Origin of the sequence: Pseudomonas guariconensis (assembly GCF_040822035.1) — a bacterium.
GTDB classification, from domain to species: Bacteria; Pseudomonadota; Gammaproteobacteria; order Pseudomonadales; family Pseudomonadaceae; genus Aquipseudomonas; species Aquipseudomonas guariconensis.
Map to the genome: position 1 here is coordinate 2,609,301 of NZ_CP162012.1, position 22,670 is coordinate 2,631,970.

Annotated in this window: 25 protein-coding genes and 1 pseudogene; 11 read left to right on the top strand and 15 right to left on the bottom strand. The window is 61.6% G+C overall.

Going from position 1 to position 22,670, the window contains the following annotated elements; translation table 11 throughout:
- The first annotated feature begins 28 nt into the window (after positions 1-28).
- Complete coding sequence (locus AB1N67_RS11890; RefSeq protein WP_367863841.1) at positions 29-2,560, top strand: fimbria/pilus outer membrane usher protein; 2,532 nt, start codon at positions 29-31, stop codon at positions 2,558-2,560.
- An 87-nt stretch (positions 2,561-2,647) separates the two neighbouring features.
- On the top strand, positions 2,648-3,121 hold the full coding sequence (locus AB1N67_RS11895; protein WP_102081668.1) for a nuclear transport factor 2 family protein: 474 nt from the start codon (positions 2,648-2,650) through the stop codon (positions 3,119-3,121).
- A gap of 32 nt (positions 3,122-3,153) precedes the next feature.
- Here the strand turns inward: AB1N67_RS11895 and AB1N67_RS11900 are convergent, their stop codons facing one another.
- From AB1N67_RS11900 to AB1N67_RS11910, 3 genes are all read right to left on the bottom strand, one after another.
- The gene (locus AB1N67_RS11900) at positions 3,154-5,241 is read right to left on the bottom strand and encodes an acyltransferase family protein (RefSeq protein ID WP_367863842.1); all 2,088 of its coding nucleotides are present in this window, start codon (positions 5,239-5,241) and stop codon (positions 3,154-3,156) included.
- Positions 5,242-5,446: 205 nt separating this feature from the next.
- The gene (locus AB1N67_RS11905; RefSeq protein WP_070573681.1) at positions 5,447-6,082 is read right to left on the bottom strand and encodes a ferric reductase-like transmembrane domain-containing protein; all 636 of its coding nucleotides are present in this window, start codon (positions 6,080-6,082) and stop codon (positions 5,447-5,449) included.
- 138 nt (positions 6,083-6,220) lie between these two features.
- Entirely contained in the window at positions 6,221-6,712 is a 492-nt protein-coding gene (locus tag AB1N67_RS11910; protein WP_043213941.1) for a DUF1543 domain-containing protein, read from the bottom strand.
- A gap of 176 nt (positions 6,713-6,888) precedes the next feature.
- Here AB1N67_RS11910 and AB1N67_RS11915 point away from each other — a divergent pair, with 176 nt between their 5' ends.
- The 5 genes from AB1N67_RS11915 to AB1N67_RS11935 are packed head-to-tail and all read left to right on the top strand — an operon-like array spanning position 6,889 to position 9,956.
- Complete coding sequence (locus AB1N67_RS11915) at positions 6,889-7,428, top strand: chalcone isomerase family protein (RefSeq protein ID WP_090342785.1); 540 nt, start codon at positions 6,889-6,891, stop codon at positions 7,426-7,428.
- 2 nt (positions 7,429-7,430) lie between these two features.
- The gene (locus tag AB1N67_RS11920) at positions 7,431-7,967 is read left to right on the top strand and encodes a DUF3833 domain-containing protein (protein WP_090342788.1); all 537 of its coding nucleotides are present in this window, start codon (positions 7,431-7,433) and stop codon (positions 7,965-7,967) included.
- The gene (locus AB1N67_RS11925; protein WP_043213933.1) at positions 7,964-8,269 is read left to right on the top strand and encodes a DUF6482 family protein; all 306 of its coding nucleotides are present in this window, start codon (positions 7,964-7,966) and stop codon (positions 8,267-8,269) included. The genes AB1N67_RS11920 and AB1N67_RS11925 overlap by 4 nt, the downstream gene beginning before the upstream one ends.
- 8 nt (positions 8,270-8,277) lie before the next feature.
- Positions 8,278-9,804: a cryptochrome/photolyase family protein gene (locus AB1N67_RS11930; protein ID WP_324724238.1), complete on the top strand. Its 1,527-nt coding sequence runs from the start codon at positions 8,278-8,280 to the stop codon at positions 9,802-9,804.
- Positions 9,801-9,956, top strand: coding sequence for a DUF2256 domain-containing protein (locus AB1N67_RS11935; protein ID WP_080642134.1), 156 nt, complete (start codon positions 9,801-9,803; stop codon positions 9,954-9,956). The genes AB1N67_RS11930 and AB1N67_RS11935 overlap by 4 nt, the downstream gene beginning before the upstream one ends.
- Here the strand turns inward: AB1N67_RS11935 and AB1N67_RS11940 are convergent.
- The 7 genes from AB1N67_RS11940 to AB1N67_RS11970 all read right to left on the bottom strand — a co-directional run bounded on the left by AB1N67_RS11940 (position 9,921) and on the right by AB1N67_RS11970 (position 15,428).
- Positions 9,921-10,412 carry a DUF2878 domain-containing protein gene (locus AB1N67_RS11940; RefSeq protein ID WP_367863843.1) on the bottom strand — a complete coding sequence of 164 codons (492 nt, stop codon included), beginning with the start codon at positions 10,410-10,412 and terminating at the stop codon, positions 9,921-9,923. The two genes, AB1N67_RS11935 and AB1N67_RS11940, sit on opposite strands and share 36 nt — an antisense overlap.
- Entirely contained in the window at positions 10,409-11,671 is a 1,263-nt protein-coding gene (locus AB1N67_RS11945; protein ID WP_367863844.1) for a class I SAM-dependent methyltransferase, read from the bottom strand. The genes AB1N67_RS11940 and AB1N67_RS11945 overlap by 4 nt, the downstream gene beginning before the upstream one ends.
- Entirely contained in the window at positions 11,646-12,455 is an 810-nt protein-coding gene (locus AB1N67_RS11950) for a DUF1365 domain-containing protein (protein ID WP_090342804.1), read from the bottom strand. Before AB1N67_RS11950 ends, AB1N67_RS11945 begins: the two co-directional genes overlap by 26 nt.
- Positions 12,452-13,699: an NAD(P)/FAD-dependent oxidoreductase gene (locus AB1N67_RS11955; protein ID WP_102081663.1), complete on the bottom strand. Its 1,248-nt coding sequence runs from the start codon at positions 13,697-13,699 to the stop codon at positions 12,452-12,454. The genes AB1N67_RS11950 and AB1N67_RS11955 overlap by 4 nt, the downstream gene beginning before the upstream one ends.
- Positions 13,700-13,705: 6 nt before the next feature.
- A complete protein-coding gene (locus tag AB1N67_RS11960) occupies positions 13,706-14,458 on the bottom strand; it encodes an SDR family oxidoreductase (protein WP_102081662.1) in 753 nt (250 codons plus the stop codon).
- Complete coding sequence (locus AB1N67_RS11965) at positions 14,455-14,877, bottom strand: nuclear transport factor 2 family protein (protein WP_102081661.1); 423 nt, start codon at positions 14,875-14,877, stop codon at positions 14,455-14,457. Before AB1N67_RS11965 ends, AB1N67_RS11960 begins: the two co-directional genes overlap by 4 nt.
- A gap of 104 nt (positions 14,878-14,981) precedes the next feature.
- On the bottom strand, positions 14,982-15,428 hold the full coding sequence (locus AB1N67_RS11970; RefSeq protein WP_090342813.1) for a PAS domain-containing protein: 447 nt from the start codon (positions 15,426-15,428) through the stop codon (positions 14,982-14,984).
- A gap of 154 nt (positions 15,429-15,582) precedes the next feature.
- On the opposite strand from AB1N67_RS11970, the gene AB1N67_RS11975 reads away from it, so the two are divergent.
- On the top strand, positions 15,583-16,470 hold the full coding sequence (locus AB1N67_RS11975; RefSeq protein ID WP_367863845.1) for a MerR family transcriptional regulator: 888 nt from the start codon (positions 15,583-15,585) through the stop codon (positions 16,468-16,470).
- A gap of 77 nt (positions 16,471-16,547) precedes the next feature.
- Here the strand turns inward: AB1N67_RS11975 and AB1N67_RS11980 are convergent, their stop codons facing one another.
- On the bottom strand, positions 16,548-17,501 hold the full coding sequence (locus AB1N67_RS11980; protein ID WP_102081659.1) for a GlxA family transcriptional regulator: 954 nt from the start codon (positions 17,499-17,501) through the stop codon (positions 16,548-16,550).
- Between the two features lie 105 nt (positions 17,502-17,606).
- On the opposite strand from AB1N67_RS11980, the gene AB1N67_RS11985 reads away from it, so the two are divergent.
- Together AB1N67_RS11985 and AB1N67_RS11990 are read left to right on the top strand one after the other, a co-directional pair.
- Positions 17,607-18,398: an SDR family oxidoreductase gene (locus tag AB1N67_RS11985; protein ID WP_070573652.1), complete on the top strand. Its 792-nt coding sequence runs from the start codon at positions 17,607-17,609 to the stop codon at positions 18,396-18,398.
- Positions 18,399-18,736: 338 nt separating this feature from the next.
- The gene (locus AB1N67_RS11990) at positions 18,737-19,159 is read left to right on the top strand and encodes an organic hydroperoxide resistance protein (RefSeq protein ID WP_182819054.1); all 423 of its coding nucleotides are present in this window, start codon (positions 18,737-18,739) and stop codon (positions 19,157-19,159) included.
- 136 nt (positions 19,160-19,295) lie between these two features.
- Here AB1N67_RS11990 and AB1N67_RS11995 read toward each other — a convergent pair.
- From AB1N67_RS11995 to AB1N67_RS12005, 3 genes and pseudogenes are all read right to left on the bottom strand, one after another.
- A pseudogene (locus tag AB1N67_RS11995) lies at positions 19,296-19,618 on the bottom strand (EmrB/QacA family drug resistance transporter); the annotation flags it as partial.
- Between the two features lie 11 nt (positions 19,619-19,629).
- On the bottom strand, positions 19,630-19,848 hold the full coding sequence (locus AB1N67_RS12000) for a helix-turn-helix domain-containing protein (protein ID WP_232095243.1): 219 nt from the start codon (positions 19,846-19,848) through the stop codon (positions 19,630-19,632).
- A gap of 175 nt (positions 19,849-20,023) precedes the next feature.
- Positions 20,024-20,854, bottom strand: a complete 831-nt coding sequence (locus AB1N67_RS12005; RefSeq protein WP_043210490.1) for an oxidoreductase — start codon at positions 20,852-20,854, stop codon at positions 20,024-20,026.
- Between the two features lie 128 nt (positions 20,855-20,982).
- On the opposite strand from AB1N67_RS12005, the gene AB1N67_RS12010 reads away from it, so the two are divergent.
- Positions 20,983-21,912, top strand: coding sequence for a LysR family transcriptional regulator (locus AB1N67_RS12010; protein ID WP_367863846.1), 930 nt, complete (start codon positions 20,983-20,985; stop codon positions 21,910-21,912).
- A 65-nt stretch (positions 21,913-21,977) separates the two neighbouring features.
- Here AB1N67_RS12010 and AB1N67_RS12015 read toward each other — a convergent pair whose 3' ends face one another.
- A complete protein-coding gene (locus AB1N67_RS12015; protein ID WP_367863862.1) occupies positions 21,978-22,475 on the bottom strand; it encodes a winged helix-turn-helix transcriptional regulator in 498 nt (165 codons plus the stop codon).
- Between the last annotated feature and the right edge of the window lie 195 nt (positions 22,476-22,670).

A 22,670-nucleotide genomic window follows, 5' to 3' on the forward strand; every position in this document is an offset into this window, starting at 1 on the left:
ATTTGCCACGGATGAAAGGTTTCCACGCATGTTTCTGCCGTTCGACAACCGGGGATGCTTCCGTGCACCCGCGCCGCTCAAGCTCGCCGCCTTGTCTCTGGCCATTCACAGCGCCTGTGTACACGCCGATGCAGCTTCCCAGCAGGTTGCCGACCCGCAGTTGCTGGCCTTCAATACCTCTTTCCTGCAGGGCGCGGCCTCATCGGTCGATCTACAACTTCTGTTGGCCGGCACTCGTGTGCTGCCCGGTAGCTACCGTGTCGACCTGTACAGCAACCAAGTATTGGTCGGGCGACGGGACGTCGACTTTCAACGCAACCCCACCAGTGGCCGCGTCGAACCGTGCCTGACCGTCGAGCTACTCAAGCAGTTGGGGATCGACCTGGACAAGCTCCAGGCCCAGGGCAAGCTTGATCTTGAAAATGTTCAGGCCTGCCAGGACCTCTCAGCGCTCATCGACCAGGCCGCCGTGAGTTTCGATGCCAGTCGCTTGCGCCTGGAAATCAGCGTGCCGCAGGTGGCCATGCAGCGCGGTCTACGCGGCTACGTCGATCCGCAGCTGTGGGATAACGGGGTGCCGGCGGCCTTCGTCAACTACCAGATGAGTACCAGCCGCAACGCTGGCAGCACCGACACCCGCTACAACACCAACCTGGGCCTGCGCAATGGCATCAACCTGGGCGGATGGCGGTTGCGCAACGAGTCCAACTTCAGCAGCGGCACTGGCCGCCCGGACACCTTCAAAAGCAACCGCAGCTACTTGCAGCATGATGTCACGGCCCTGAAAGGACAGTTCAGCGCAGGGGACATCTTCTCCGATGCGCAGCTGTTCGACAGCGTGCGCTACCGGGGCCTGAAGCTTGAATCCGACGACGGCATGCGCGCAGACAGCGAGCGTGGCTATGCGCCGATTATTCGTGGTGTGGCGCAGACCAACGCAACGGTGGAGATCCGCCAGGACAATTACCTGCTCTACACCACCAACGTGCCTCCTGGCCCGTTTGAAATCAGCGACATCTATCCCAGCGGCTCAAACGGCGACCTGCAGATCACCGTCATCGAGGCCGATGGCAGCCGGCGGGTGACCCAGCAGGCGTTCTCTAGCTTGCCGATCATGGTCCGTGAAGGGCAGGTGCGCTACAGCGTCTCGGCCGGTCGCTACAACAGCAACAGCGAAGGGCTGGCCACACCGCAGATGCTCAGCGCCAACCTGGCCTATGGCATCGACAGCAACCTGACCGGCATCGTCGGCGTCCAGGCCACCGATCAGTACAAGGCGCTGGCCTTAGGCGTAGGACGAAATACCTCGCTGGGCGCAGTGTCGCTGGACATCACCCATTCCAGCAGCCAGGCCCAGGGCGAGCGCAAGACGGGCAACAGCCTGCGTGCCCTGTATGCCAAGACCTTCACCGGCACGGCCACCAGTTTCACCCTGGCGGCTTACCGCTATTCCACCGAAGGCTACCGAACGCTGAGCAACCATATCGAGGACCTCAGTAGCGGCCCGCTGCTGCGCTCGGGGCACTCCAAGACCCGCACCGACTTGACCATCAACCAGAGCCTGGGCGCGGATCGACAACTGGGCAGCCTCTACCTGAACGCCAGCGACCAGCGCTACTGGAACCGCGGCGGATCGCGCAGCTTCTCGGCCGGCTATGGCAACAACTGGGGCGATGCCAGCTACAACCTCACCTGGAGCCAGACACAGGACCTGAGCAGCGGCGCTGGCGGCACCGACACCCAGGTCAGCCTGTCGGTGTCGTTCCCGCTCGGTACTCGCCCACGTGCACCGCGGGCGTTCGTCACCACCAGTTCGCAGAAAAGCGGCAACAACACCCAGGCCGGTATCAATGGCTACTTCAACGAAAGCGCCGACACGTTCTATTCGCTGCAGGCCGGCAGCAGCGATGGGGGCGGGCGTTCGGCCTCGGCCAACGTCAGCACGCGGACATCGGTGGCCGATGTCAGCGTCGGCTACAGCCAGGGCAGGGGGTACGACTCGCAGAGCCTGAACGTCTCAGGTTCAGTGGTGGCCCATCAAGGTGGCATCAACCTCGGCCAGACCGTGGGCGAAACCTTCGCGTTGGTGGAGGTTTCGGGTGTGCGTGGTGCCAAGATCAGCAGCTACAGCGGCGTCGAGACCGGGCGCAATGGCTATGCGGTGATCCCGAGCGCACAGCCCTATCGAGTCAACTGGATCAGCTTGGATACCCGAGAGTTGGGCGCCGATATCGAGATCGACAATGCCACCCAGCAAATGGTACCCCGGCGCGGCGCCGTGGTGCTGGCGCGTTACGCCGGCAAGACCGGGCGCCGCGTGCAGTTCGAGCTGTCCGACAGCCAAGGTGGCAAGATCCCGTTCGGTGCCGCGCTGGAAGATGCCGAGGGCAAGCAACTGGCGATCTCCGACCCGAGCGGCAAGGCGTTGGCCTTGGTCGAGCAAGAGCAGGGCAAGCTGACGATTCGCTGGGGCGACCAGCAATGTCAGGCATCCTATGCGTTGCCCGCGCGCGATAAGGCGCTGAACTATGAGCGCGTGCCATTGCGCTGTGGGCAGTAGGCGAGGGGCAGGTGAGAGGCGGCGCTCCACGCGTCGCCCATTTGAGCTATAGCTTAAGGCCTCTGAACGCCTCTGGAGGTCATCGAAATGAGCGAGTCATCACGCCCACCCTTGCCGCCTTTCACTCTGGAAACCGCCATCGATAAAGTCCGACGCGCCGAGGACGGTTGGAATACGCGCGATCCTGCGAAAGTGGTGCTGGCCTATACGGAGGACACCTACTGGCGCAACCGCAGCGAGTTCATCGAAGGGCGCGACCAGGCTCAGGCGTTTCTGGAGCGCAAATGGCGCAGGGAGTTGGATTACCGCCTGATCAAGGAACTCTGGACATTCGCCGATAACCGGATCGCCGTGCGTTTCGCCTACGAATGGCACGATGATTCAGGCAATTGGTTCCGCTCCTATGGCAACGAAAACTGGGAGTTCGGCCCGAACGGCCTGATGCAGCGGCGCTATGCAAGTATCAATGACCTGCCCATCACCGAGCAGGAGCGCAAGTACCACTGGCCGTTGGGGAGACGCCCGGACGACCATCCAGGCTTGAGTGAACTGGGCCTCTAGCGCTTGGCTGTTCATGGCGGGGCAGCCCGGCATCAAGGGTTGGATTCGTTAAAGGGATTGCCCTTGGCCTGCAAATACATCTTGCCCATCGCCGTGGATGCGAAATCGGTGATGTGGCCGATGTCCCGATAGATCGGCAGGCCGTCGATCGACAGCTTGCACTGGCCATCGACGCACTGCACGTCCTTGGGGTCGATGACCAGCAAGTCCGGGTGTGCCTGCTTGGCGTCCCGGAACAGCTGCGCAAGCCAGGGGTTTTCTTCCGGTTGCGCGACGCTCGTCGCGCAATGATGCTCCTCGATCGTGCCCCTGAGCTTGATGCTGCGGTACAGGCAGTCATTGGCGCCTTCGGGCATGACGATGTTGCTCTTGATCAGCACGGGCCTGGCGCCGGAGCGCTCGATGATGTCGAGGCTCTTGAGCAGGGCGGCCTTCATGCGTTCGCGCGACAGGGCCTGGGAGCGTTGGTCATCGATCGACAGCACCACGGCGCTGCTGTTGGCGTAGGTTTCCCAAGTCAGGCCGATGATCACGTAGTCATAGTGGCTGCGAGCGATCAGCTTGTGGTACTCGGCGGCGGCGTCATGGCACTTCTTGTAGAGGGTGTTCTTGTACTTCCACCAGTCGTAGAGATAGACATCCGGCAGAGCCAGGCACCCTGGGCTGCCCTGGGCCATGACGGAAAGGTTGGCGTCCTTGGCCAAAATGTCAATGAAGCCCCAGAAGTGGTTGGAGTAGGAATCGCCCATCAGCAATGCGGTGGTGCTGGCGTTGGCTTGCCCCAGCACACAACTGCTGTCGGAGCCGTCGCTGGCACCGCCCAGGCACGGCCCACGCTGGGGTATTTCGCTTGCCTTCAGACGCGGCAGGATGTGCGTCGGGCCATTGCCGAAGCGCTCCATCCAGCCGCCGGCGGACTTGCCTGCCGAGTGCAGCGCCGAAAACGCGATGGCAGGTACGACCAGCAGCATGAACAGCGATTTGCCAAAACCCAGCCGGGTACGGCGCAGGGGCTTTTCGATGAGGTAGTACGAGGCGATGCCCAGGGCAAACGAGGCGATGAAGTAGCCGGCAAGGATGGCTGGCGTCTTTTCAACGCCCAGGTACTCCACGATGGCGATGACAGGCCAATGCCACAGGTACAGCGAATAGGAAATCGTCCCGATGAATACCAGCGGTGACCATGACAGCAGCCTGGACGTGATGCCCACCCGGCCAACCTGGCCCGAGATCAGTACCGCCGTTGCCAGGCAGATTGCGATGGCAGGGTAGCCTGGATAGGCAGTGGTCGGTATGGATTGCGTTGCGCCATACAGGAGCACGCCAAGGGCGCCCAGGCCCAGTGCGCAGGCACTGATACGGCCGAGTCGTTGGCGGTCGTTGCCGAACACGGCTGCGCACGAGCCGATCAGCAGCTCGAAGCTGCGCGCCAAGAACGCGTAGTAGCTTTTATCCGGGGAGGTTTTTGCGATGAACAGCGCGACAGCCATGAAGACGACGGTCAGCATCACGACAGCGGCTTTTAATCGATGGGGCGCCAGGTAGCGCGTCAGCGCCATCAACCCGAGCGGCAAGAAGATGTACCACTGCCATTCGATGGCCAGCGACCAGGTGTGCAGCAAGGGCAGGGTCGCCGCCTCGGCGGTCGCATAGCCGTCGGTGGCTTTGGAGAAGTACTGGTTTGACAGCAGCAGGCTGGTGTACTTCTCGCTTTTGAGAAAATCGATGAAGTCCTTGGGCAGATACAGCACGCTGGCCGCGCCGAGCGTGACGATCAACAGCGCCAGTATCGCTGGCTGCAAGCGCCATAGGCGCTTGACATAAAACTGTCCAAGGTTGAAATCACCCCGGCTTAGCGCGCCCAGGATGATCGAGGTGGTGAGGTAGCCGGAGATCACGAAGAAAATATCGACGCCAATGAACCCGGAAGGGAACAGCGCCAGCCCACCATGGAAAATCAGCACCAGCAGGACAGCAACGGCGCGCAGCCCGTCGATATCGGCGCGGTACGAGGCCGGTTGCACACCGGTAGGAGCCCCGTGTGCCTTGCTGCGGTCGGCGGCAGCCTGGGCGCCGGTGGTTGCAGGAGCTTTGAATACCAGGTTCTGATCGGTTGACACGGCACAACATCCTATCGCGTTGAGACTTCTTTGACGCGGCAGGGCTCGCGAGCAAAAGCGGCGAGTTTATCAAAGGCTCTAAGGATCGCTCCTGGCAGGCTATCCGATTGGCTGGATAAATATTACCGAATGTTTCCATGTGAGGGGCTGTCGGCCAAGCGGCTGGTCCATGCCATCGGCGATGGCCAGGGCTTGGCCGACACGATCAGGCCCTGACCTCGGTGCGCGCACTGCGACGCAGATGCGTGGCCAACTTGGCCGTGAGCTTGAAGACGATGGCACTGAAAATCAGCGCGAATGCCAGCGGATACCAGGACCCCATGGGAATGCGTTTGTAGAACGACAGCACGAAAACCCCCGCGATCACCCACGTACCGGTGCTGTGCAGCGCCTTCCAGGTGCGCGCGCCGAGCAGCCGGACGGCCGCAGGAAACGAGGTGAGGGTCAGCAAAATGATGAAGAAGTAGCCGACCGAGCCGGGGATGTTGGTCACGGCCGTGCGACCCTGCCAGAAGGTGTCGGGGAACGAGTTGGCGTACACGATGATCAGCACCGCATGCACCGCGTGGGAAAAGGCGAAAGCCAATCCGAGAAACCGTCGCTCGCGCAGTAGCCCGCGCGTGAAGGCACTGGGCACCAGGGTCGCTAGCGAGGAGGCCAGGAACGTCGCCAGAAACAACAGGAACGATGTGCGCGCAGTCACCCGGATCGCACTGCGCAACGCCTCCACCAGAGGCGATTGAGCCATCAGCGCCAATGCCGTGATGATCAGAACCGAAACAGACAGCACACTGAACAGACGCCAGCCATGCAGGCTGGCAGGTTGAGCATGAAGGTGCATGGCAAACTCCGTCGTTGGGGCGGCGTGCAGGGTGCCACCGCGGTCCGGAGCCATGGTGTCCGAGGTGTTTATCTCAGATGTGTCTGGGATCGGTCTTTATGTATCGCTTTGTAGAGAGGCAGAGCCAGGCAGGCGGCGTCAGAGCAGCAGATAGTCGCTGTATTGACCGATCCCGCTGTGCGCACCTTCGACCAGGTGCACGTAACGGCCATCCACACAGTCGATCGGCAGGCAGTCATCCACCTCGAGTACTGCGTCGGTGTGAGGCTTGAGCCAGTGGGCGTGCAAGCGCTGCTTGCCCAGTTGCCTTGCCTGTTGCTTGTTCCGAGCGACGACCAAAAGGTAGCGGTGTGCTTCACCGAAGACCGCTGGCTCATAGCCGCCGAGGTTAATGAAAAACAGCCTTGGATCGTCTGGCCCAGGCGCCAAGTGGCTGAACTCGACGCGGTAGGCATCGATGCCATCGACTTCCAGCCAGCCGTCGATATGCAGGCCCTCACGGCTACCGAACCAGCCTTGGCGCAATTGCGGGTAGGTCTGCTCCAGGGTCTGCGCCTGGGCGAACACCACATCGTGCACCTCGATGCTGGCGCGTGGGTGGCGACCTCCGAGCATGACTATGTACAACATGAAGGCTTCCTTCTCGGTGCGCTAAGGGCCGCATTCTGAAGGTCAAGGACACCTGTTGCAAAGGGACAGAGCGGACATATGGATCTACCGCGAGATTTTTAAAATCTATACACAGTTTGATTTAAGTTGTACAAGTGGCTAGCCTTTGTATAGATTCTGGTGCATACAGGCTCGTCATGGCATACCTGGTTCGGATGGTCTGTCTCTGTTTGCTGTTCGGCACGATGTCGTCGGTCTCTGCGGACTGGCGGGCTGCGCTGCCGGCCGCGCAGCGGCTCGGCGAGGGGGAGTTCACCTGGTTCGGTCTGCGCCTGTACAGCGCTCGGTTGTGGGCCGCCGGACCGGTTCAGGACTGGAGCCAGCCCTTCGCCCTTGAATTGACCTACCACCGCTCTCTATCCCGGGACACGCTGGTGCAGGCCAGCCTTCAGGAAATGCGGCGCCTGGGAGGCGGCAGTGTGACGGACCGGCAGATCAGCGCCTGGTCCGACACCATGGCAGCGGCCTTCGTGGATGTACGTCCGGGCATGCGCATCACGGGGGTGTACTTGCCACAGGAGGGCTGCCGCTTCTATGTCGACGGACGGCTCGCTCGTGAGGTCGCCGATCCGGCGTTCGCCCGGGCGTTCTTCGCTATCTGGCTGGATCCGCGAGCCCGGGATCCTCAATTGCGCCAGCGCCTGCTCGGCCTGGCCGATGACGACCGAGGAAACTGAACATGTACAAAGCGCTATTGCTGACCGCCTGCCTGCTGCTGGGCAGTTGTGGCAACGTCGGGGTCGAGCGGTATGCCGCTGAGCAGCCCCGCCTTGACCTGGCGGCCTTCTTCTCGCGGCCGGTACAGGCTTGGGGAATGTTCCAAAAGCGCTCCGGAGAAGTGGTCAAGCGCTTTGTAGTGCGTATCGACAGCCGTCGGGAAGGCGAGCGCTTGATCCTAGACGAGCACTTTCTCTACAGCGACGGCACACGTCAGCAACGAACCTGGACATTGGTGCCGGACGGCCCTGGTCGTTGGCGCGGAACAGCCGGGGATGTAATTGGGCAAGCCCGTGGAGAAGTAGCGGGCAACGCCCTTAGATGGCGTTACCAGCTCGATCTGCCGGTCGATGGAAGGCACTGGAAGGTTGACCTGGACGACTGGATGTACCTGATAGATGACGACACCCTCATCAACCGCTCGAGCATGAGCAAACTGGGCGTGGAGATCGGCCAGATCACGCTGTTCTTCCGCCGTCTGCCGGAGGGCACACCATGAACCTGAACACACTCTCCCAGCGGGTATCGGCCGGCGAGGTCGAGTCACTTGAGCTGCTGTCGCTCGAAGGCGGGTTCTATGTCTTGCGCGCGATGACCGGGACCAGCCCGGTCACCCTGAGCGATGAGCGCGGGCAGGCCATTCGATTGCGTTCTACCACTGAGCTGCGCGAGCTTCTGGCCAACCTGCCGCCGGTGCCGTGCATGCTGGTGCAGCAGGTGGTACATGATGAAATGTGCGGACAAAGGGACGGCCCCGTCGCGCCGTTGCGGATGCCGCTGACCTTGGCCAGCCAGTGGTAGCCAGGAAGGTGCGCCTGGGGCTGGTTCTGGGTGATCAGCTGTCATTCGACCTGGCCAGCCTCGCCGCGCTGGACCCTGCCCACGATGCGATCCTGATGGCGGAAGTGGCGCAGGAGGCTCGCTACGTGCCGCATCACCCGCAAAAAATCGTGCTCATCTTCAGTGCCATGCGCCATTTTGCGCTCGCTTTGCGAGCGCGCGGCTGGCAAGTGCATTACGTGGCCTTCGACGCGGCTGACAACAGCGGGACCATCGTCGGTGAGCTGCAACGTTGGCGACAATCACTGGGCGCTACGCAAATACATGTGACCGAGTGCGGAGAATGGCGCCTGGAACAGGCGCTACGGGATGCTCAGCTGCCGCTGGTGTGGCACCGCGATACCCGCTTTCTCTGCTCGCGCGAAGCGTTCGCGCGCTGGGCCCAAGGGCGCTCTGGACTGCGCATGGAGCATTTCTACCGGGGAATGCGCAAACGCTGCGGCTTGCTCTTGGAGCCAGACGGCAGCCCCGCTGGAGGCGCTTGGAATTTCGATGGTGACAATCGCAAGCCATTGCCACGAGGATTGCGCGGGCCGTTTCCAGCCCACTTCGAGCAGGACGCCATCACTTCGGCGGTCGTGGCCTTGGTTCGCCAACACTTCAGCGACCATTACGGCGCCGTGGACGGCTTCGACTACCCCGTGACCCATGACCAGGCGCAGCAGCTGTGGCGCCATTTTCTGGACTACGGCCTGGCGGCCTTTGGGGACTATCAAGACGCCATGGCCGAGGGCGAACCCTACCTGTTCCATGCCCGCATCAGCGCAGCCCTGAATATCGGATTGCTGGATGTGCGGCGTGTGTGCGAAGACGTGGACACCGCGTGGCGGGAGGGGCGGGTGCCGTTGAACGCCGCCGAAGGTTTCATCAGGCAGTTGATCGGCTGGCGCGAATATGTGCGAGGCATCTATTGGTTACGCATGCCGGCGTACGCTGAGCTCAACCATTTGCACAACACCCGGCCGTTGCCGGACTTCTACTGGACCGGACGCACCCGCATGCGGTGCATGGCGCAGGTCATCGAACAGACCCTGAAGTTGGGCTATGCGCACCACATCCAGCGCCTGATGGTGACCGGCAACTTCGCCTTGCTCGCGGGCATCGCGCCGACAGCCATTTGCCAGTGGTACCTATCGGTGTACATGGACGCGTTCGACTGGGTCGAGCTGCCCAACACACTGGGCATGGTGATGCATGCCGATGGTGGTTACCTGGGGTCCAAGCCGTACTGTGCCAGTGGTCGCTACATCCAGCGGATGTCCGATCATTGCAAGGCCTGCAGCTACAAGGTCGAACAGGCGACAGAAGCCGATGCCTGCCCATTCAATGCGTTGTACTGGCACTTTCTCATCCGTCACCGCGCGCAGCTCGCGCATAACCCTCGCCTGGCGCTGGTCTATCGGAACCTCGATGGCATGGCACCGGCGCGGCGCGAGGCTGTATGGCGCCGTGGTCAGGCGTTACTGGCGCGTCTCGATGCGGGGGACTGCCTGTGAACAAGCGTTTGTTGCCAAGCAAGGTCTGCGTGGTCTGTGGCCGGCCTTTCAACTGGCGCAAGCGTTGGGCCCGATGCTGGGAGCAGGTGCGATACTGCTCCCAGCGATGCCGTCGGTCAGCGCCACGCCGCGATGCGTACCAGCAGCGGTAGGGCCAGCGCCCACACCGGTATCAGTAGAAGGCCTGTTGCCAACGGGCCCAGCGGCAAGCTGACCTCGGCCAGACGGGCTCCGCCCAGATAGGCCAAAGGACCTGTCAGCGCACCGGCCAGCGCACCGCGCCAGAAAGGCCAGCCCGCCCACGCCAGGCTGTGTCGCAAGCCGCTGGCCAACACCAGCCATAGCAACACCAGCCACAGCGGGAGCGGCCATGCGTCGAACCTGAACACACCCATTGCGCCCAGTACGCTATCGAGCACACTGCCAGCCAGCGCTGTGCGTGCTACGGCTCTGACCTCTGCCCTGAAGTCCGGGCACAGGCACAGGTGAATGGCCAGGCCGATGGGCACCACCAGCAACCACCCAGGGGCCTTGGCGCCCAGCACGCAGGCCCACCAGCCGGCCTGCAACCATAGGGCATTGGCAATCACCCCGTAGCGCTTGATCATCGAAGTGCGGGCAAGGGCGCACGTCGGGCCTGAGGCGCCGCCCACAACAACTGCGCTACGCCGATGGCCCGTTCCTCGAAGCCGCCCTGGCAATAACACAGATAGAACTCCCACAGGCGCTGGAACGTATCGTCATAGCCTTGGTCGGCCATTAGCGTTCGACTTTTGCGCAGGTTGTCGCGCCAGTGCTCAAGGGTTCGGGCGTAATCCAGGCCAAAGTCTTCCAGGTGTATGAGGTTGAGCGCAGTCTGGCGGCTGGCGGTGTCCAGCAGCACGCTCAGCGAGGGAAGGGCGCCGCCGGGAAAGATGTAACGCTGGATGAAGTCCACCGAGCGCCGAGCCTGGGCGTAGCGCTGGTCACGGATGGTGATCGCCTGCAACAGCATCAACCCGTCGGGCTTGAGCAACGCGGCGCACTGGCGGAAATAAACCGGTAGGTAGCGGTGACCGACCGCTTCGATCATTTCGATGGACACCAGCTTGTCGAAGGTACCTTTGAGGTCGCGATAGTCATCGCACAGGACCGTGATCTGTTGTTCCAGTCCGAGGGCCCGCACGCGTGCTTGCGTATAGGCATACTGCGCTTGCGACAAGGTTGTGGTGGTGACACGGCAGCCGAAATGAGTGGCGGCGTGGATGGCCAGGCTGCCCCAGCCACAGCCGATCTCCAGCAGATGATCCTGTGCACGCAGCTCCAGTTTCTGGCAGATGCGCTCGAGCTTGTGCAACTGGGCCTGCTCCAGGGACTGCTCGGGGTATTCGAACTGGGCGGCCGAATACATCATGGTCGGGTCCAGCAATTGTTCGAACAGGGCGTTGCCCAGATCGTAGTGGGCGAGGATGTTGCGCCGGGCTCCTCGCCTGCTGTTACGGTTCAATCGGTGCAGTAGCCGCAGGGCAGGTCGCCCTAACCGCGCAAGCCCGCCTTCGAGTGCGTCCAGCACGTCCAGGTTGGCCACGAACAGGCGGGTCACCCGTGCAAGATCCGGGCTGCGCCAATACCCATGGATATAAGCTTCGCCCGCGCCGATCGAGCCGTTAGCGGCGATCAGGCTCCAGGTTGCGTCATCGAGCACTTCCACTTCAGCCTGCAAGGGGCTGCTGGCCTCTCCGAAGCTCCATTGCTGTCCATGGCAGAGCAGCCGGAGATGGCCGTGACGGAGCTTGCCCAGTTGTGCGAGCACGACTGTTCGGGCCAATGCGCCAAGCAAGGGTGCCAGGACCGTGGTCTTGCTAACGCTCAGGGTGGGATTCGACATGATCAGGGTCCTCGCAAGGTTGGCCGAGTGCCAGGCTGCCCCGGCTGGCGGTGTGGTCATGGATGGGAGTGCGCTTGAACAAAAGGCGCAGGGCCTGCCAATAGATGGCCGAGACGGTGCGCAGGCTCATCCAGGGAAAGCTCAGCAGGTATCGATGCAACGCTTTGCGATCCAGCGGTTGGCGCTGCAAGGCCAAATCGGCTTCGAACACCTTTTGGCAGCCTTGCCAGTTCTCCATATGGATGCGCACCGACTTGAGGTTCAGGGACAACTGCAGTCGGTAGTCCATGTCCAAGGGCATGAACGGCGATACATGAAAGGCCTTGGCCATGGAGAAAGGCCTGTCCAGGCGGCCTTGCACCGGCAGGACATAGTGAAACCGCTCATGCCATGGGGTGTTGCGCACCTCCAGTAGGATCGCCGTCAGGTGTCCATGGCGGTCGTGGCAGAAATAGAAACTCACCGGATTGAACGACAGCCCCCAGCAGCGCAATTGGGTCAGCAAGTGGACCGGGCCTTCGGGCCTGTGCCCCGTTGCCTGTTCAACGAGCAAGCGGGCAGCCTCGGCCAACGGCTCCCCCTGGCGGGTCAGCGCTGGCAGGTAGTCGGTCTGGCGCCAGTTCAGCGGCGACAGTCGTCTGCTACCCAGCCAACGGGATAGGCTCATCAGCCAGGCTTGTTCATCCAGGTCCAGATAGAACATGCCGATGCGGTAGCGGAACGCGTGGTACCGCGGGGACAGTCGGCGATGACTGAGCCAACCCAGGCAAAGACCACTGTTCACAGTGTTTCTCCAAAGTGCCGGGCCACCTGCAGCGCGCTGACCACACCGTCTTCGTGAAAGCCGTTGCCCCAGTAAGCGCCGCAGAAATAGCTGTGCTTGTAGCCTTGAAGTCGTGCCTGGCGCGTCTGGGCTTCTGACGCTGCGAGGCTGTACTGCGGGTGGGCGTAGCAGAAGCGGGCGATGATCTGTGCAGGGTCGATGAGCGCGGTCTGGTTGAGGCTTACACAGAACGTCACCGGTGCCTGGATACCTTGCAGGATGTTCATGTTGTAGGTCACCGCAGCTGGGGCATGCGCGGGGCCACCCAGTCGATAGTTCCAACTGGCCCAGGCCTTCTTTCGCTGTGGCAGTAGACGCTGATCGGTGTGCAGTACCACGTCGTTCTGCGCATAGCCGATGGCGCCCAGCACGGCGCGCTCTTCAACGCTGGGGGTCTCCAGCAGCGCCAGTGCCTGATCGCTGTGGCAGGCGAAGACCACACTGTCGAACCGTTCGGTGCCAGCGGCACTGAGCAGCGTGACGCCTCCCTCGTCGCGTCCGACACGATGCACCTTGCAGTTCAGGCGAATACGCTCGGCGAACGGTCGGCAAAGAGGGGCGATGTAACTTCTCGAGCCACCCTGGACGACCCGCCACTGCGGACGTCGATTGACCGAGAGCAAGCCGTGGTTACGACAGAAGCGCACGAAGAACTGCAGGGGGAAACCTAGCATCTGCGTCCGGGACATCGACCAGATCGCCGACCCCATGGGCACGATGTAGTGCTCGATGAAGCGCTGGCCATAGCCTTGAGCCTGGAGGTAGGCGCCCAGGGTGGTGGAGGTATCGATCCGCCGTGCGTCCAGATCGTCCAGTGCCTGCCGGTTGAAACGCAGGATATCGCGCAGCATCGCCCAGAACGGTGGGCTGATCAGATTACGGCGTTGAGCGAACAACGTGTTCAGGTTGTGACCGTTGTACTCCAGCCCGGTGAGCGGATCATGGACAGAAAAGCTCATCTCGGTTGGCTGTGAAGCCACCTGGAGCTGATCGAGCAAGCGAATGAAGTTCGGGTAGGTCCAGTCGTTGAAGACGATGAAGCCGGTGTCTATCGCATGGCGTTCGCCGCACCAGTCCACATCGACGGTATGGGTGTGGCCGCCGACCCAGTCGCTGGCCTCGAACACCGTGATTTCGTGTCTGCGAGACAGTAGGTGGGCACAGGTCAGGCCCGCGATACCGCTGCCAATAATCGCTATACGCATGGAGTTTCATTCCTGTTCATGACGTGCCAGACGCCGGCCCAGCGCCAGACGGGCGCGTGGCGGGAGTCGACCCAGCACACGCAACACCCAGGTGAAAAGGCCTGGGAAGTTGATCTCCAGCGGACGTCGGTGCAGGTGCCTGACGATGTGCCGTGCGGCGCGTTCGGCTGACCACAGCTGTGGCATGGGGAAGTCGTTACGACGGGTCAGAGGCGTGTCGATGAAGCCTGGGCTGACCAACGTGACATCGATGCCTTCGTGGGCCAGGTCGATGCGTTGAGACTCCACCAAATAACGCACGGCGGCCTTGGAGGCGCCATAGGCGCCTGCCCGGGGCAAAGCCAGCCAGGTAACCGAGCTGCCCACCACCACCAAATGAGGACGTTTGCCAGCGCGAAGCAAGGGCAGGGCAGCGGCCAGGCACTGGCTGACGCCCAGAAAGTTGGTGCGCATCACCCGCTCGACCATGGCCGGGTCGAAATGACCAGGTTCCAGGTACTCGCACGTGCCCGCATTGAGGATCACCAAATCCAGCGCTCCCCAGGCAGCCTTGATCTGCGCTGCGATCCGAGCGATCTGGATAGGGTCATCGACGTCGCCGACAGCCAGCAGAACCTGCCCGGGAAACTGCTCCACCAAAGGGGCAAGGCGTTGCTCGTGACGACCGCCTAGGGCAACGTGATGACCCTGCTCCAACAGGCATTGCGCAAGCGCAGCGCCCAGCCCGCTGCTTGCTCCGGTCAACCAGCAGCGGCTCATACCAACCTGCCTTTGAGCCAGCGGATCGCGCAGCCCATGACCGGAAGATGCTCATAGAGCAGGGCACCGGCATCGAAGTAGTCCTGGTGAAAATGGACACGTTCACGCCATCGCAGGTAGCTGCATCCTTGCAAGCTGACCGGCCGGTTGCGGGCAAGTCGGGGGTGGCGAAACTGCAAGCTCCAGCGTAGGTAGCCTTCGCCGGGTGACACTTCATTAGCGCCGCAGAAGACATAGCGGATGTCGCGGGTGTTGGCATACAGCTGGGCGAAGTAGGCCCTCAGGGCCTCAAGCCCCTGAATTTCATGCAAGGGATCACGAAAGGTGATGTCGTCGGCGTACAGTTTTTCCAGCCCATGGAGACGACTGCCATCGAGTTGGGCGAAGCGCTCGGCGAACTGTTGCAGATAGGCTGACATGCTTGGCTCCAGAAAAACCTGTACAACCGCGATTTGTTGTACAGGTATAGCTGAAGCCTGCCATAAAAGCTATACACAAAATGATAGCTGTACAGCTTTTTCGATCAGGACTTGGCCTCGCTCAGTTGCCGGCGCAGTTCGGCGACTTCCGCTTCCAGCTCCCGGACCCGTTCCTCGGCGAAGACCTGGGCCGAGACGTCACGCTGGATGCCAATGTAATAGGTCAACTGGTCCGCTTCGTTGCGCACAGGCGTGATGGACAGTTCATTCCAGAACAGGCTGCCGTCCTTGCGGTAGTTGCGAAGGACCTGGCGGCAAGGCTGGCCTGCACGAATCGCCTCACGGATCGAGGCGACGCCGGGCTGGTCATGGTCCTGGCCCTGGAGGAATCGACAGTCCTGATAAAGAATGTCGTCCGCTCGATAGCCGGTCAGGCGCTCGAAAGCGGGGTTGGTATAGATGAGGATGCTGTCGTTGCCCTCTTGCTCGGCGACGACGATGCCATCGTTGGAGTTTTCGACCATCAGTTGCAGCAGTTTTGCATTGATCATTAGCCAGCCCACCCGAATCTTCATGTGCGGTAAGCGCAGCGTAGCTTCCGAGCGTAGAGCTACGGCACGATTCGCTGCATGATGACCTAAGGTTGCACGGCGCAGAAGGTCTGTATAGGTTTAGAGTAATCCACCGTTCAGATGACTGCTCGCAATGACTGAGTCCGTACCAACCGACCTACTGCCCATGCGCGATGTGGTCAGCCTGACTGGCATCAATCCGGTGACCTTGCGTGCCTGGGAACGTCGCCATGGACTGATCCGTCCGCAACGCACCGAGGGCGGCCATCGCCTGTACACGGCCAAGGACGTTCAGCGAATTCGCGACATCCAGCGCTGGACAGCCAATGGGCTGCCGATCAGCAAAGTCGGCGAAAGGCTCATCGGTGACCATCAGCCAGCCCCGGAGCCGAACAGCGTCTTCCAGCAGTGGCGCGATGCCGTGGCGCGGGCTGCACGGGCATTCGATGGACGGGCGCTGGAAGCCGTGCACGGTCAATTGTGGACTGTTCTGCCTAAGGTGACTGTGTTGCGGGAGGTGTTGTTGCCGGTCTGGCATGAACTGGCTTCAGGTGACGGCTTCGGCGAACGCAGCCAATGGCTGTATCTGGATAATTTCCTGCGCGCCCGCTTGTTGATGCGCCTTCAAATGAACCAGCCTGAGGTGCCGCCCGTATTACTGGCAGGTCTGCAGGAGCAAGCCGAGTTCGAGCTACTGTGCGCTGGCCGGTTGTTGAGCAGCGATCAACAGCGCGTCGAGGTGCTCGGCTGCGGCCAACCGTTTGAAGAGCTGCCTTTGTTGTGCGCAACGCTGCAGCCGGCTGCCTTGGTGGTTGTGGTGCAGGGGATGATAAGCCCACAGCTGGCCAAGCGACTGCGTTGGTTGCATATGGAGATTGCCTGTCCACTGGCGCTCATGGGAGAGGAACTGGACGCTTCCAAGGCGCTTCTGCAGGGCACTCCGGTGGGCTTGCTGAATGCGCAACGACCCGATGTTGCCCAGACGCTCGAGGCGTTGATCAGAGGTGAGCTGGATCTGTAATCCGGTCTTGGGAGTTGCCTTGTCCTGCGGAGCGTTTCTAACTGAAAGCTTGCTTGTGAATGCCAACAACCGAGACCTCAAGAGGGCATCGGGCGACGGGCATCCCGGCGTATCGCTTGCGGTGGTATGCCGAAGCCCCGCAGGAACACCTCGCGCATATGACGACGGTCGCGAAAGCCGGTTTCCTGGGCGACCACGTCCAAGGGATGCCGGCTTTGCTCGATCATCAGGCGTGCCGCCTCCAGCCTTAGTCCCTCGATCGCCTTGGCTGGGGAGTGCCCGGTTTCGGCGCTGAAGACCCTGGAGAACTGACGTGGGCTCAGGTTCACCACCTCTGCCAGCTCCTCGACGCCCAGTGGGCGGTTCAGATGCTGGCGTGCATAGTCCAGCGCACGCTGGATCCGGTCGGACTTGGGGGCGAGGTGCAGCAGTTCGGAGTGCTGGGACTGTCCGCCGGAGCGGTACTGCTGCATCACCAGCTTGCGTGCCACCGAACGCGCGATGTCCGCGCCTAGGTCCTTTTCCACCAGCCCAAGCGCAAGGTCGAGCCCTGCGGTCATGCCCGCCGACGTCCAGAGGGTACCGTCGGCGATATAGATGCGGTCTTCCTCGACGCTGATATCCGGATAGCGCCGTTGCATCTCGCGGGCGAATGCCCAGTGTGTCGTGGCTCTACGCCCTGACAGCAGCCCCGCCTCGGCGAGGATGAAAGCGCCAGTGCACAGGCCGACGGTGCGCCTGGCATGGGTGCTCGCCTGGCGAAGGAACTCCAGGGTCGCCGCCGAGGTGGGCACCTCCAAGGGGTTGGTGACTCCGACGATGATCCAGGTGTCGGTCAGGCGGGGCGTTTCGAGTGGTTGGGTATCGAGGGCCAAGCCCAGGGACGAACGCACCTTGCCGCCTTCGAGCGAGAAGTTCTCGACGGTGTAGAAGGTGTCTTGCGCGGCGATGTTGGCCAGTTCGAACGCGGCCTGGGTGGCCAGCGAAAGCACTTGGAACCCGTCTGCCAGCAAATAGCTGATGCGATGCATTGCCTACTCCCCAGTGTCCGGAAACAGTACCTTATACGTCATTTGAGATACCGTCATCCCCCTGCATCCTGTTCTCCAGACCCACCCCAACCCTGGAGATGCATCATGACTCAGTCCCATCCTGGTACCGCCCTCATCACCGGCGCCTCATCCGGTATCGGTGCCCTCTACGCCGAGCGTCTGGCCCATCGTGGCTATGACCTGATCCTGGTCGCGCGAAACCGCGAACGTCTGAATGCCTTGGCCAAGCGCCTGACTGACGAGACTGGCCGTTCCGTCGAAGTGGTGGCAGCCGACCTTGGCAACCCAGATGACCTGCGCCGAGTGGAACTGCTGCTGCGCACTGACGCCAGCATTACCTTGCTGGTGAACAATGCCGGAGTGGGGGCCACGCAGCCGCTTCTGGAGTCGGACGTCGACAAAATGCAAGACATGATCACGCTCAACGTGAACGTGTTGACGCGTTTGACCTATGCCGCGGTTCCAGGCTTGGTCGCGCGCCAGGGCACGCTCATCAATATCGCCTCCGTCGTGGCCCTTGCGCCTGAACGGCTCAACGGCGTGTATGGAGGCACCAAGGCGTTCGTGCTGGCATTCAGCCAATCCCTGCACCACGAGCTTGCGGACAAGCACGTTAGGGTTCAGGTGGTACTGCCTGGTGCGACGGCGACCGACTTTTGGGCGGCGGCAGGCACACCCCTGGATTACCTGCCGGGCGAGATCGTCATGAAGGCTGACGATATGGTGGACGCGGCGCTTGCCGGGCTGGACCTGGGCGAGTTCATCACGATCCCGTCCTTGCCCGACCTGGGTGACCTGGAACGTTACGAGGCGGCGCGGCAAGCGTTGATGCCGAATCTTTCGTTGAGGACTCCCGCGACACGCTACCGCAGCTGACGTTCGTCATGCCGTACGAGGTGAAGCGGCCCTCGCGAGGGCTGCCTCATTTTCGGAAACGTCCAGTCACAGAACCGTATCACTGTGTGTACAGCGCCGATGTCCGACGCTCTGGCATACAAATGCCGCCACCTTCGGATACATCGGCGATACAGGCGGGACGTGAAATGGCCCCACCTGGACGAGGCCTGCAGTTCCGCAAGCCCCCATCGCGGACAACGACAACCCATTTTCCGCACACCTGTGCAGCAAACTGAGCCAGGCCAAGCACTGATCGCAGCCAACGCCCTCCCTGTGTGCCTGGTCGGGGAGGGCAGCATGCCCTTTGGAGAACTACCATGCCCAATAACCTGACAACGATCCTCTACACCGCCCATACCCATACGACCGGTGGCCGCGATGGGCGCGGCCAATCTGTCGATGGCGAGCTCGACCTGCCGCTGAGCCCGCCAGGCTCCGGTCGCCCGGGCACCAACCCCGAGCAGCTGTTCGCCATCGGGTGGTCTGCCTGCTTCATTGGTGCCCTGCGCCGCGCGGGGCAGAAGTACAACATTCGCCTGCCTGACGATGTAGCAGTGGATGCCGATGTTTCCCTGGGCAATACCGCAGACGGCGGTTTCGCGCTGGCTGCCCAACTCACGGTGCGCTTGCCTGGCCTGGCCGCCGAGGAAAAGGAGAAGCTGGTAGCTGAGGCGCATCAGATATGCCCGTACTCGAAAGCGACCCGCGGCAATATCGAAGTGGGTTTCGTGATGCTGTGATGGCGTTCAGATACACCCCAGCCCGCGTAACTGATTAGGTACGCGGGCTTCTTGTTGTATGGGCTGCGCTGCTGCGCATAGCGCAAAAACTGAAAGCCTGTACCCACAAAAGACGAAGAGGGCGCTTCGAGAGGGGTCAATGGGCGTCAGCCGACGGTTGTGCTGGGGGTTGTACCTTGCGCATCAACGGCACGAGCAGCGTGGCCAACGCGAAACACGCCATGATCACCAGGAAGGCGTCGGCATAGGTCAACGTTTGCGCTTCACGCCACGTCAGTGCCCAGAGCTGGCGCAGTGCGGTGTGGCTGGCGTCCAGGCTGTCCTGGCCGAGAGCCTGGGCGTTGCTGCTCATTGCTCGAGCCAGGCATTCATTGTCTCGTTTTGAACGTTAAGGTGCTCGGCAAGGCGCAGGAAATGCAGGTTGGTGCGGTCGTTGAGCACGGTGGCGCAGGCGGCGATAGCTTTGCGCCTCAGGCCATCAGCGTCAGGATCACAGGCCGCAAGTCACGCCCGGCCTCGGTGAGCAGGTACTCGAAGCGTGGCGGGTTGCTCTGGTAGGGTCGGTGCTCGAGCAAGCTGGCGGTGACCAGGTCGGTCAGCCGACGAGTAAGCGTGTTGGTGGCGATGCCCAGGCTGCGCTGGAACTCATCGAACCGACGCAAGCCATAGAGCGCGTCGCGCAGGACCAACAGGCTCTAGCCATCACCGATGTGTTCCAGCGCTCGGGCTACAGGGCAGGGCATGGGTTGAAAGCTGGCTTTTTTCATGACGTTGACCTTGGGTTTCATGCTTGGATGAGCCCACTATCCGCCACAAAAAACCTGAGCCGGCGCGCCCGGTTCAGGTTTAGTGCCCCAACGAAGGTTACGAGGCAAAGTCAGTGGACAGGGACAGCGCTCGCCACCGTGCCAGCTCCTGCTCGACTGCGCTGTGCTTGGCCTCGATACGCGCGACGGCATCACTGCCCAAGGCCAGGCGCAACGGTGGGTTGGCCGCGTTGGCCAAGGTCATCAGGGCTTCGGCCAGCTTTGCAGGGTTGCCCGGCTGGGCATGGTTGGCCGCTTCGGCATAATTGCGCATGACACCGACAGTGGAGGCGTAATCCGGCAGTTCCAGAGCCGTTTTCACCAGGGACTGCTCATCCAGGAAGTCGGTGCGGAAAAAGCCTGGTTCGACCACAGTCACCTTGATACCCAAGGGGGCCAGTTCCTGATGCATCGCTTCGCTGATGCCTTCGACGGCGAACTTGGTCGAGCCATACACGCCCCAGCCCATATAAGCCTGGTAGCCGCCAAGCGACGAGATGTTGATCACATGACCACTGCGCTGCCGGCGCATATGGGGCAATACCGCACGAGTGACATTCAGCACACCGAAGACGTTGGTGGCGAACAACCGCTCGGTTTCGCTGGCGCTGGTTTCTTCGACCGCGCCGAGCACGCCGAACCCGGCATTGTTGACCAGCACGTCGATTTGCCCAAAGCGCTCGATGCCAGCAGCGACCGCTGCGTAAGCCTCTTCTTCGCCGGTCACGTCCAGGCGCACGGCCAGCAGGTTCGGGTGCTGACCAAGACGGGCCTCGATGTCCTCCGGTTTACGCGCCGTTGCGATGACTGCATCGCCTGCCGCGAGGGCCTGCTGGACGATCAGGGTGCCGAAACCACGGGAAGCGCCGGTAATGAGCCAAGTACGCATGTCAACTCCTCCTGTATCCGACCCTGCACCGTGCGGGGCCTTCTCGATGAGTTGAGCGAACTTTAAGATTTTTGATTTACTGTGATAATCCCATGAATATCGCATGGGCCTTTGAGTAATCTTCATCAATGAAGCCAGCCAGTACCGGCGATCTGTCGCTCTTCCTGTGCATTGCCCGCCATCTGAATTTCAGTCGTGCGGCAGTCGAATTGGGGCTTACACCTTCGGCCCTAAGCCATGCGCTGCGGGCCCTGGAAACCCGCCTGGATGTGCGGTTGTTCAACCGCACCACCCGCAGCGTCGCCCTTACCGAGGCCGGGGAGCGCCTTTACCAGCGGCTGCAACCGGCCTTCCGTGACATCGCCGACGCCTTGGAAGATCTCAATAATTTCCGCGACAAACCGTCTGGCAACCTGCGCATCACCGCCGGACGCGCCGCAGCGGAACTTGCGCTGCTGCCACTGGCCCAGCGTTTCCTGGTCGCGTACCCGGACGTACACCTCGAAATTCTCAGCGATGATGCCTTGGTGGATATGGTGGGTACCGGTTTCGATGCCGGTGTACGCCTGGGAGAGCGGTTACAGGCCGATATGGTCTCATTGCCCATTGGTCCTTATCTGCGCTCGGTGGTGGTCGGTTCGCCCGAGTTCTTCGAACGCCATTTCATTCCGCAACATCCACAAGACCTGAAAAAACTACCTTGTATCGGACACCGTTTTCCCAGTGGCGCACTTTACCGTTGGGAGTTCGAGCGGGGAGGTGTCCAACTGGAGGTCGACGTCCAAGGCCCGTTGATACTGGGTGATGTCAGCCTGATGCTGGCGCCTGCCTTGCAAGGTATCGGCCTGGCCTATGTGTTCGAGGACATGGTCAAGGAACATCTGGAGCGAGGCGATCTGCAGCAGGTTCTGGGCGACTGGTGCCCCTACTATCCGGGGCTGCATTTGTATTACCCAAGCCGGCGGCAGGTGCCAGCGGCATTGAAAGCCTTCATCGAGTTCGCACGCGAATATAGCGCGAGCCCGGCCACTACAGCGTCGCCGACTGGATCGGGGTAGTGATCTATACCCAGTAGACGTTTGCAGCTTGCACCGCCGCTCCAGGAACGTCGTCTTAGCCTCAGCTACTTCCGCTTGAAGGCTTCTCGGCGAGACTCGCGTTCGGCAATGAGACGATCGCTGACCAGCGCTTCCAGGTCCTTGCGTTCCACAGCGTCGCCGCAGTGAGGACAAACGCTGGCCACACCCACATCATGGCCGCAGGCGCGGTGCACGAAATGCACGGCCAACCCCTCATCCGGGTTCTTGCACCACTTCTCACCCCAGGCGCGCAGCGCGTAAATCACAGGATAGAAGTCCCAGCCCTTGTCGGTCAGATGATATTCGTAGCGCAGCGGCTTCTCGCTGTAGGGCCGGCGTTCGACCAGGCCATTCGCCTCCAGCGCTTTGAGGCGCGAAGTCAACATCTGGGGCGTAGCGGTGGTCTGGATCTGCATTTCCTCGAAGCGTGTCGCGCCCATGTAAAGCTCACGCAGGACCAAAATGGTCCATTTGTCGCCCACCAAATCCATCGAGCGTGCCACCGGGCACACCGTATCGCTTGTCACGTCCAGCCTCGGCATCACGCTGTTTTCTCCGTAGAAACTATTGTTTTCATAGTAACGCATCCAGGTTAACCATGTCGCATGGATTAGCGCTCAAAGCCTCATCCCCGTTGACACTATGATTATCATAGTTAATATGAAGCCTATGCGGCTTGCGCTGTCGCAGCGCGGCATTTGTCGGTATAGCAAACGTCCTAGATCGCCTCTCCTTTC

What these genes read in the sequence shown, in the direction of transcription:
- AB1N67_RS11975 (WP_367863845.1), top strand. Translation starts at nt 15,583, where the DNA reads ATGACTGAGTCCGTACCAACCGACCTACTGCCCATGCGCGATGTGGTC.
- AB1N67_RS11990 (WP_182819054.1), top strand. Translation starts at nt 18,737, where the DNA reads ATGCCCAATAACCTGACAACGATCCTCTACACCGCCCATACCCATACG.
- AB1N67_RS11985 (WP_070573652.1), top strand. Translation starts at nt 17,607, where the DNA reads ATGACTCAGTCCCATCCTGGTACCGCCCTCATCACCGGCGCCTCATCC.
- AB1N67_RS11925 (WP_043213933.1), top strand. Translation starts at nt 7,964, where the DNA reads ATGAACCTGAACACACTCTCCCAGCGGGTATCGGCCGGCGAGGTCGAG.
- AB1N67_RS11940 (WP_367863843.1), bottom strand. Translation starts at nt 10,412, where the DNA reads ATGATCAAGCGCTACGGGGTGATTGCCAATGCCCTATGGTTGCAGGCC.
- AB1N67_RS11960 (WP_102081662.1), bottom strand. Translation starts at nt 14,458, where the DNA reads ATGAGCCGCTGCTGGTTGACCGGAGCAAGCAGCGGGCTGGGCGCTGCG.
- AB1N67_RS12005 (WP_043210490.1), bottom strand. Translation starts at nt 20,854, where the DNA reads ATGCGTACTTGGCTCATTACCGGCGCTTCCCGTGGTTTCGGCACCCTG.
- AB1N67_RS11920 (WP_090342788.1), top strand. Translation starts at nt 7,431, where the DNA reads ATGTACAAAGCGCTATTGCTGACCGCCTGCCTGCTGCTGGGCAGTTGT.
- AB1N67_RS11955 (WP_102081663.1), bottom strand. Translation starts at nt 13,699, where the DNA reads ATGCGTATAGCGATTATTGGCAGCGGTATCGCGGGCCTGACCTGTGCC.
- AB1N67_RS11965 (WP_102081661.1), bottom strand. Translation starts at nt 14,877, where the DNA reads ATGTCAGCCTATCTGCAACAGTTCGCCGAGCGCTTCGCCCAACTCGAT.
- AB1N67_RS12010 (WP_367863846.1), top strand. Translation starts at nt 20,983, where the DNA reads ATGAAGCCAGCCAGTACCGGCGATCTGTCGCTCTTCCTGTGCATTGCC.
- AB1N67_RS12015 (WP_367863862.1), bottom strand. Translation starts at nt 22,475, where the DNA reads ATGCCGAGGCTGGACGTGACAAGCGATACGGTGTGCCCGGTGGCACGC.
- AB1N67_RS11970 (WP_090342813.1), bottom strand. Translation starts at nt 15,428, where the DNA reads ATGATCAATGCAAAACTGCTGCAACTGATGGTCGAAAACTCCAACGAT.
- AB1N67_RS11945 (WP_367863844.1), bottom strand. Translation starts at nt 11,671, where the DNA reads ATGTCGAATCCCACCCTGAGCGTTAGCAAGACCACGGTCCTGGCACCC.
- AB1N67_RS11890 (WP_367863841.1), top strand. Translation starts at nt 29, where the DNA reads ATGTTTCTGCCGTTCGACAACCGGGGATGCTTCCGTGCACCCGCGCCG.
- AB1N67_RS11895 (WP_102081668.1), top strand. Translation starts at nt 2,648, where the DNA reads ATGAGCGAGTCATCACGCCCACCCTTGCCGCCTTTCACTCTGGAAACC.
- AB1N67_RS11910 (WP_043213941.1), bottom strand. Translation starts at nt 6,712, where the DNA reads ATGTTGTACATAGTCATGCTCGGAGGTCGCCACCCACGCGCCAGCATC.
- AB1N67_RS11915 (WP_090342785.1), top strand. Translation starts at nt 6,889, where the DNA reads ATGGCATACCTGGTTCGGATGGTCTGTCTCTGTTTGCTGTTCGGCACG.
- AB1N67_RS11980 (WP_102081659.1), bottom strand. Translation starts at nt 17,501, where the DNA reads ATGCATCGCATCAGCTATTTGCTGGCAGACGGGTTCCAAGTGCTTTCG.
- AB1N67_RS11905 (WP_070573681.1), bottom strand. Translation starts at nt 6,082, where the DNA reads ATGCACCTTCATGCTCAACCTGCCAGCCTGCATGGCTGGCGTCTGTTC.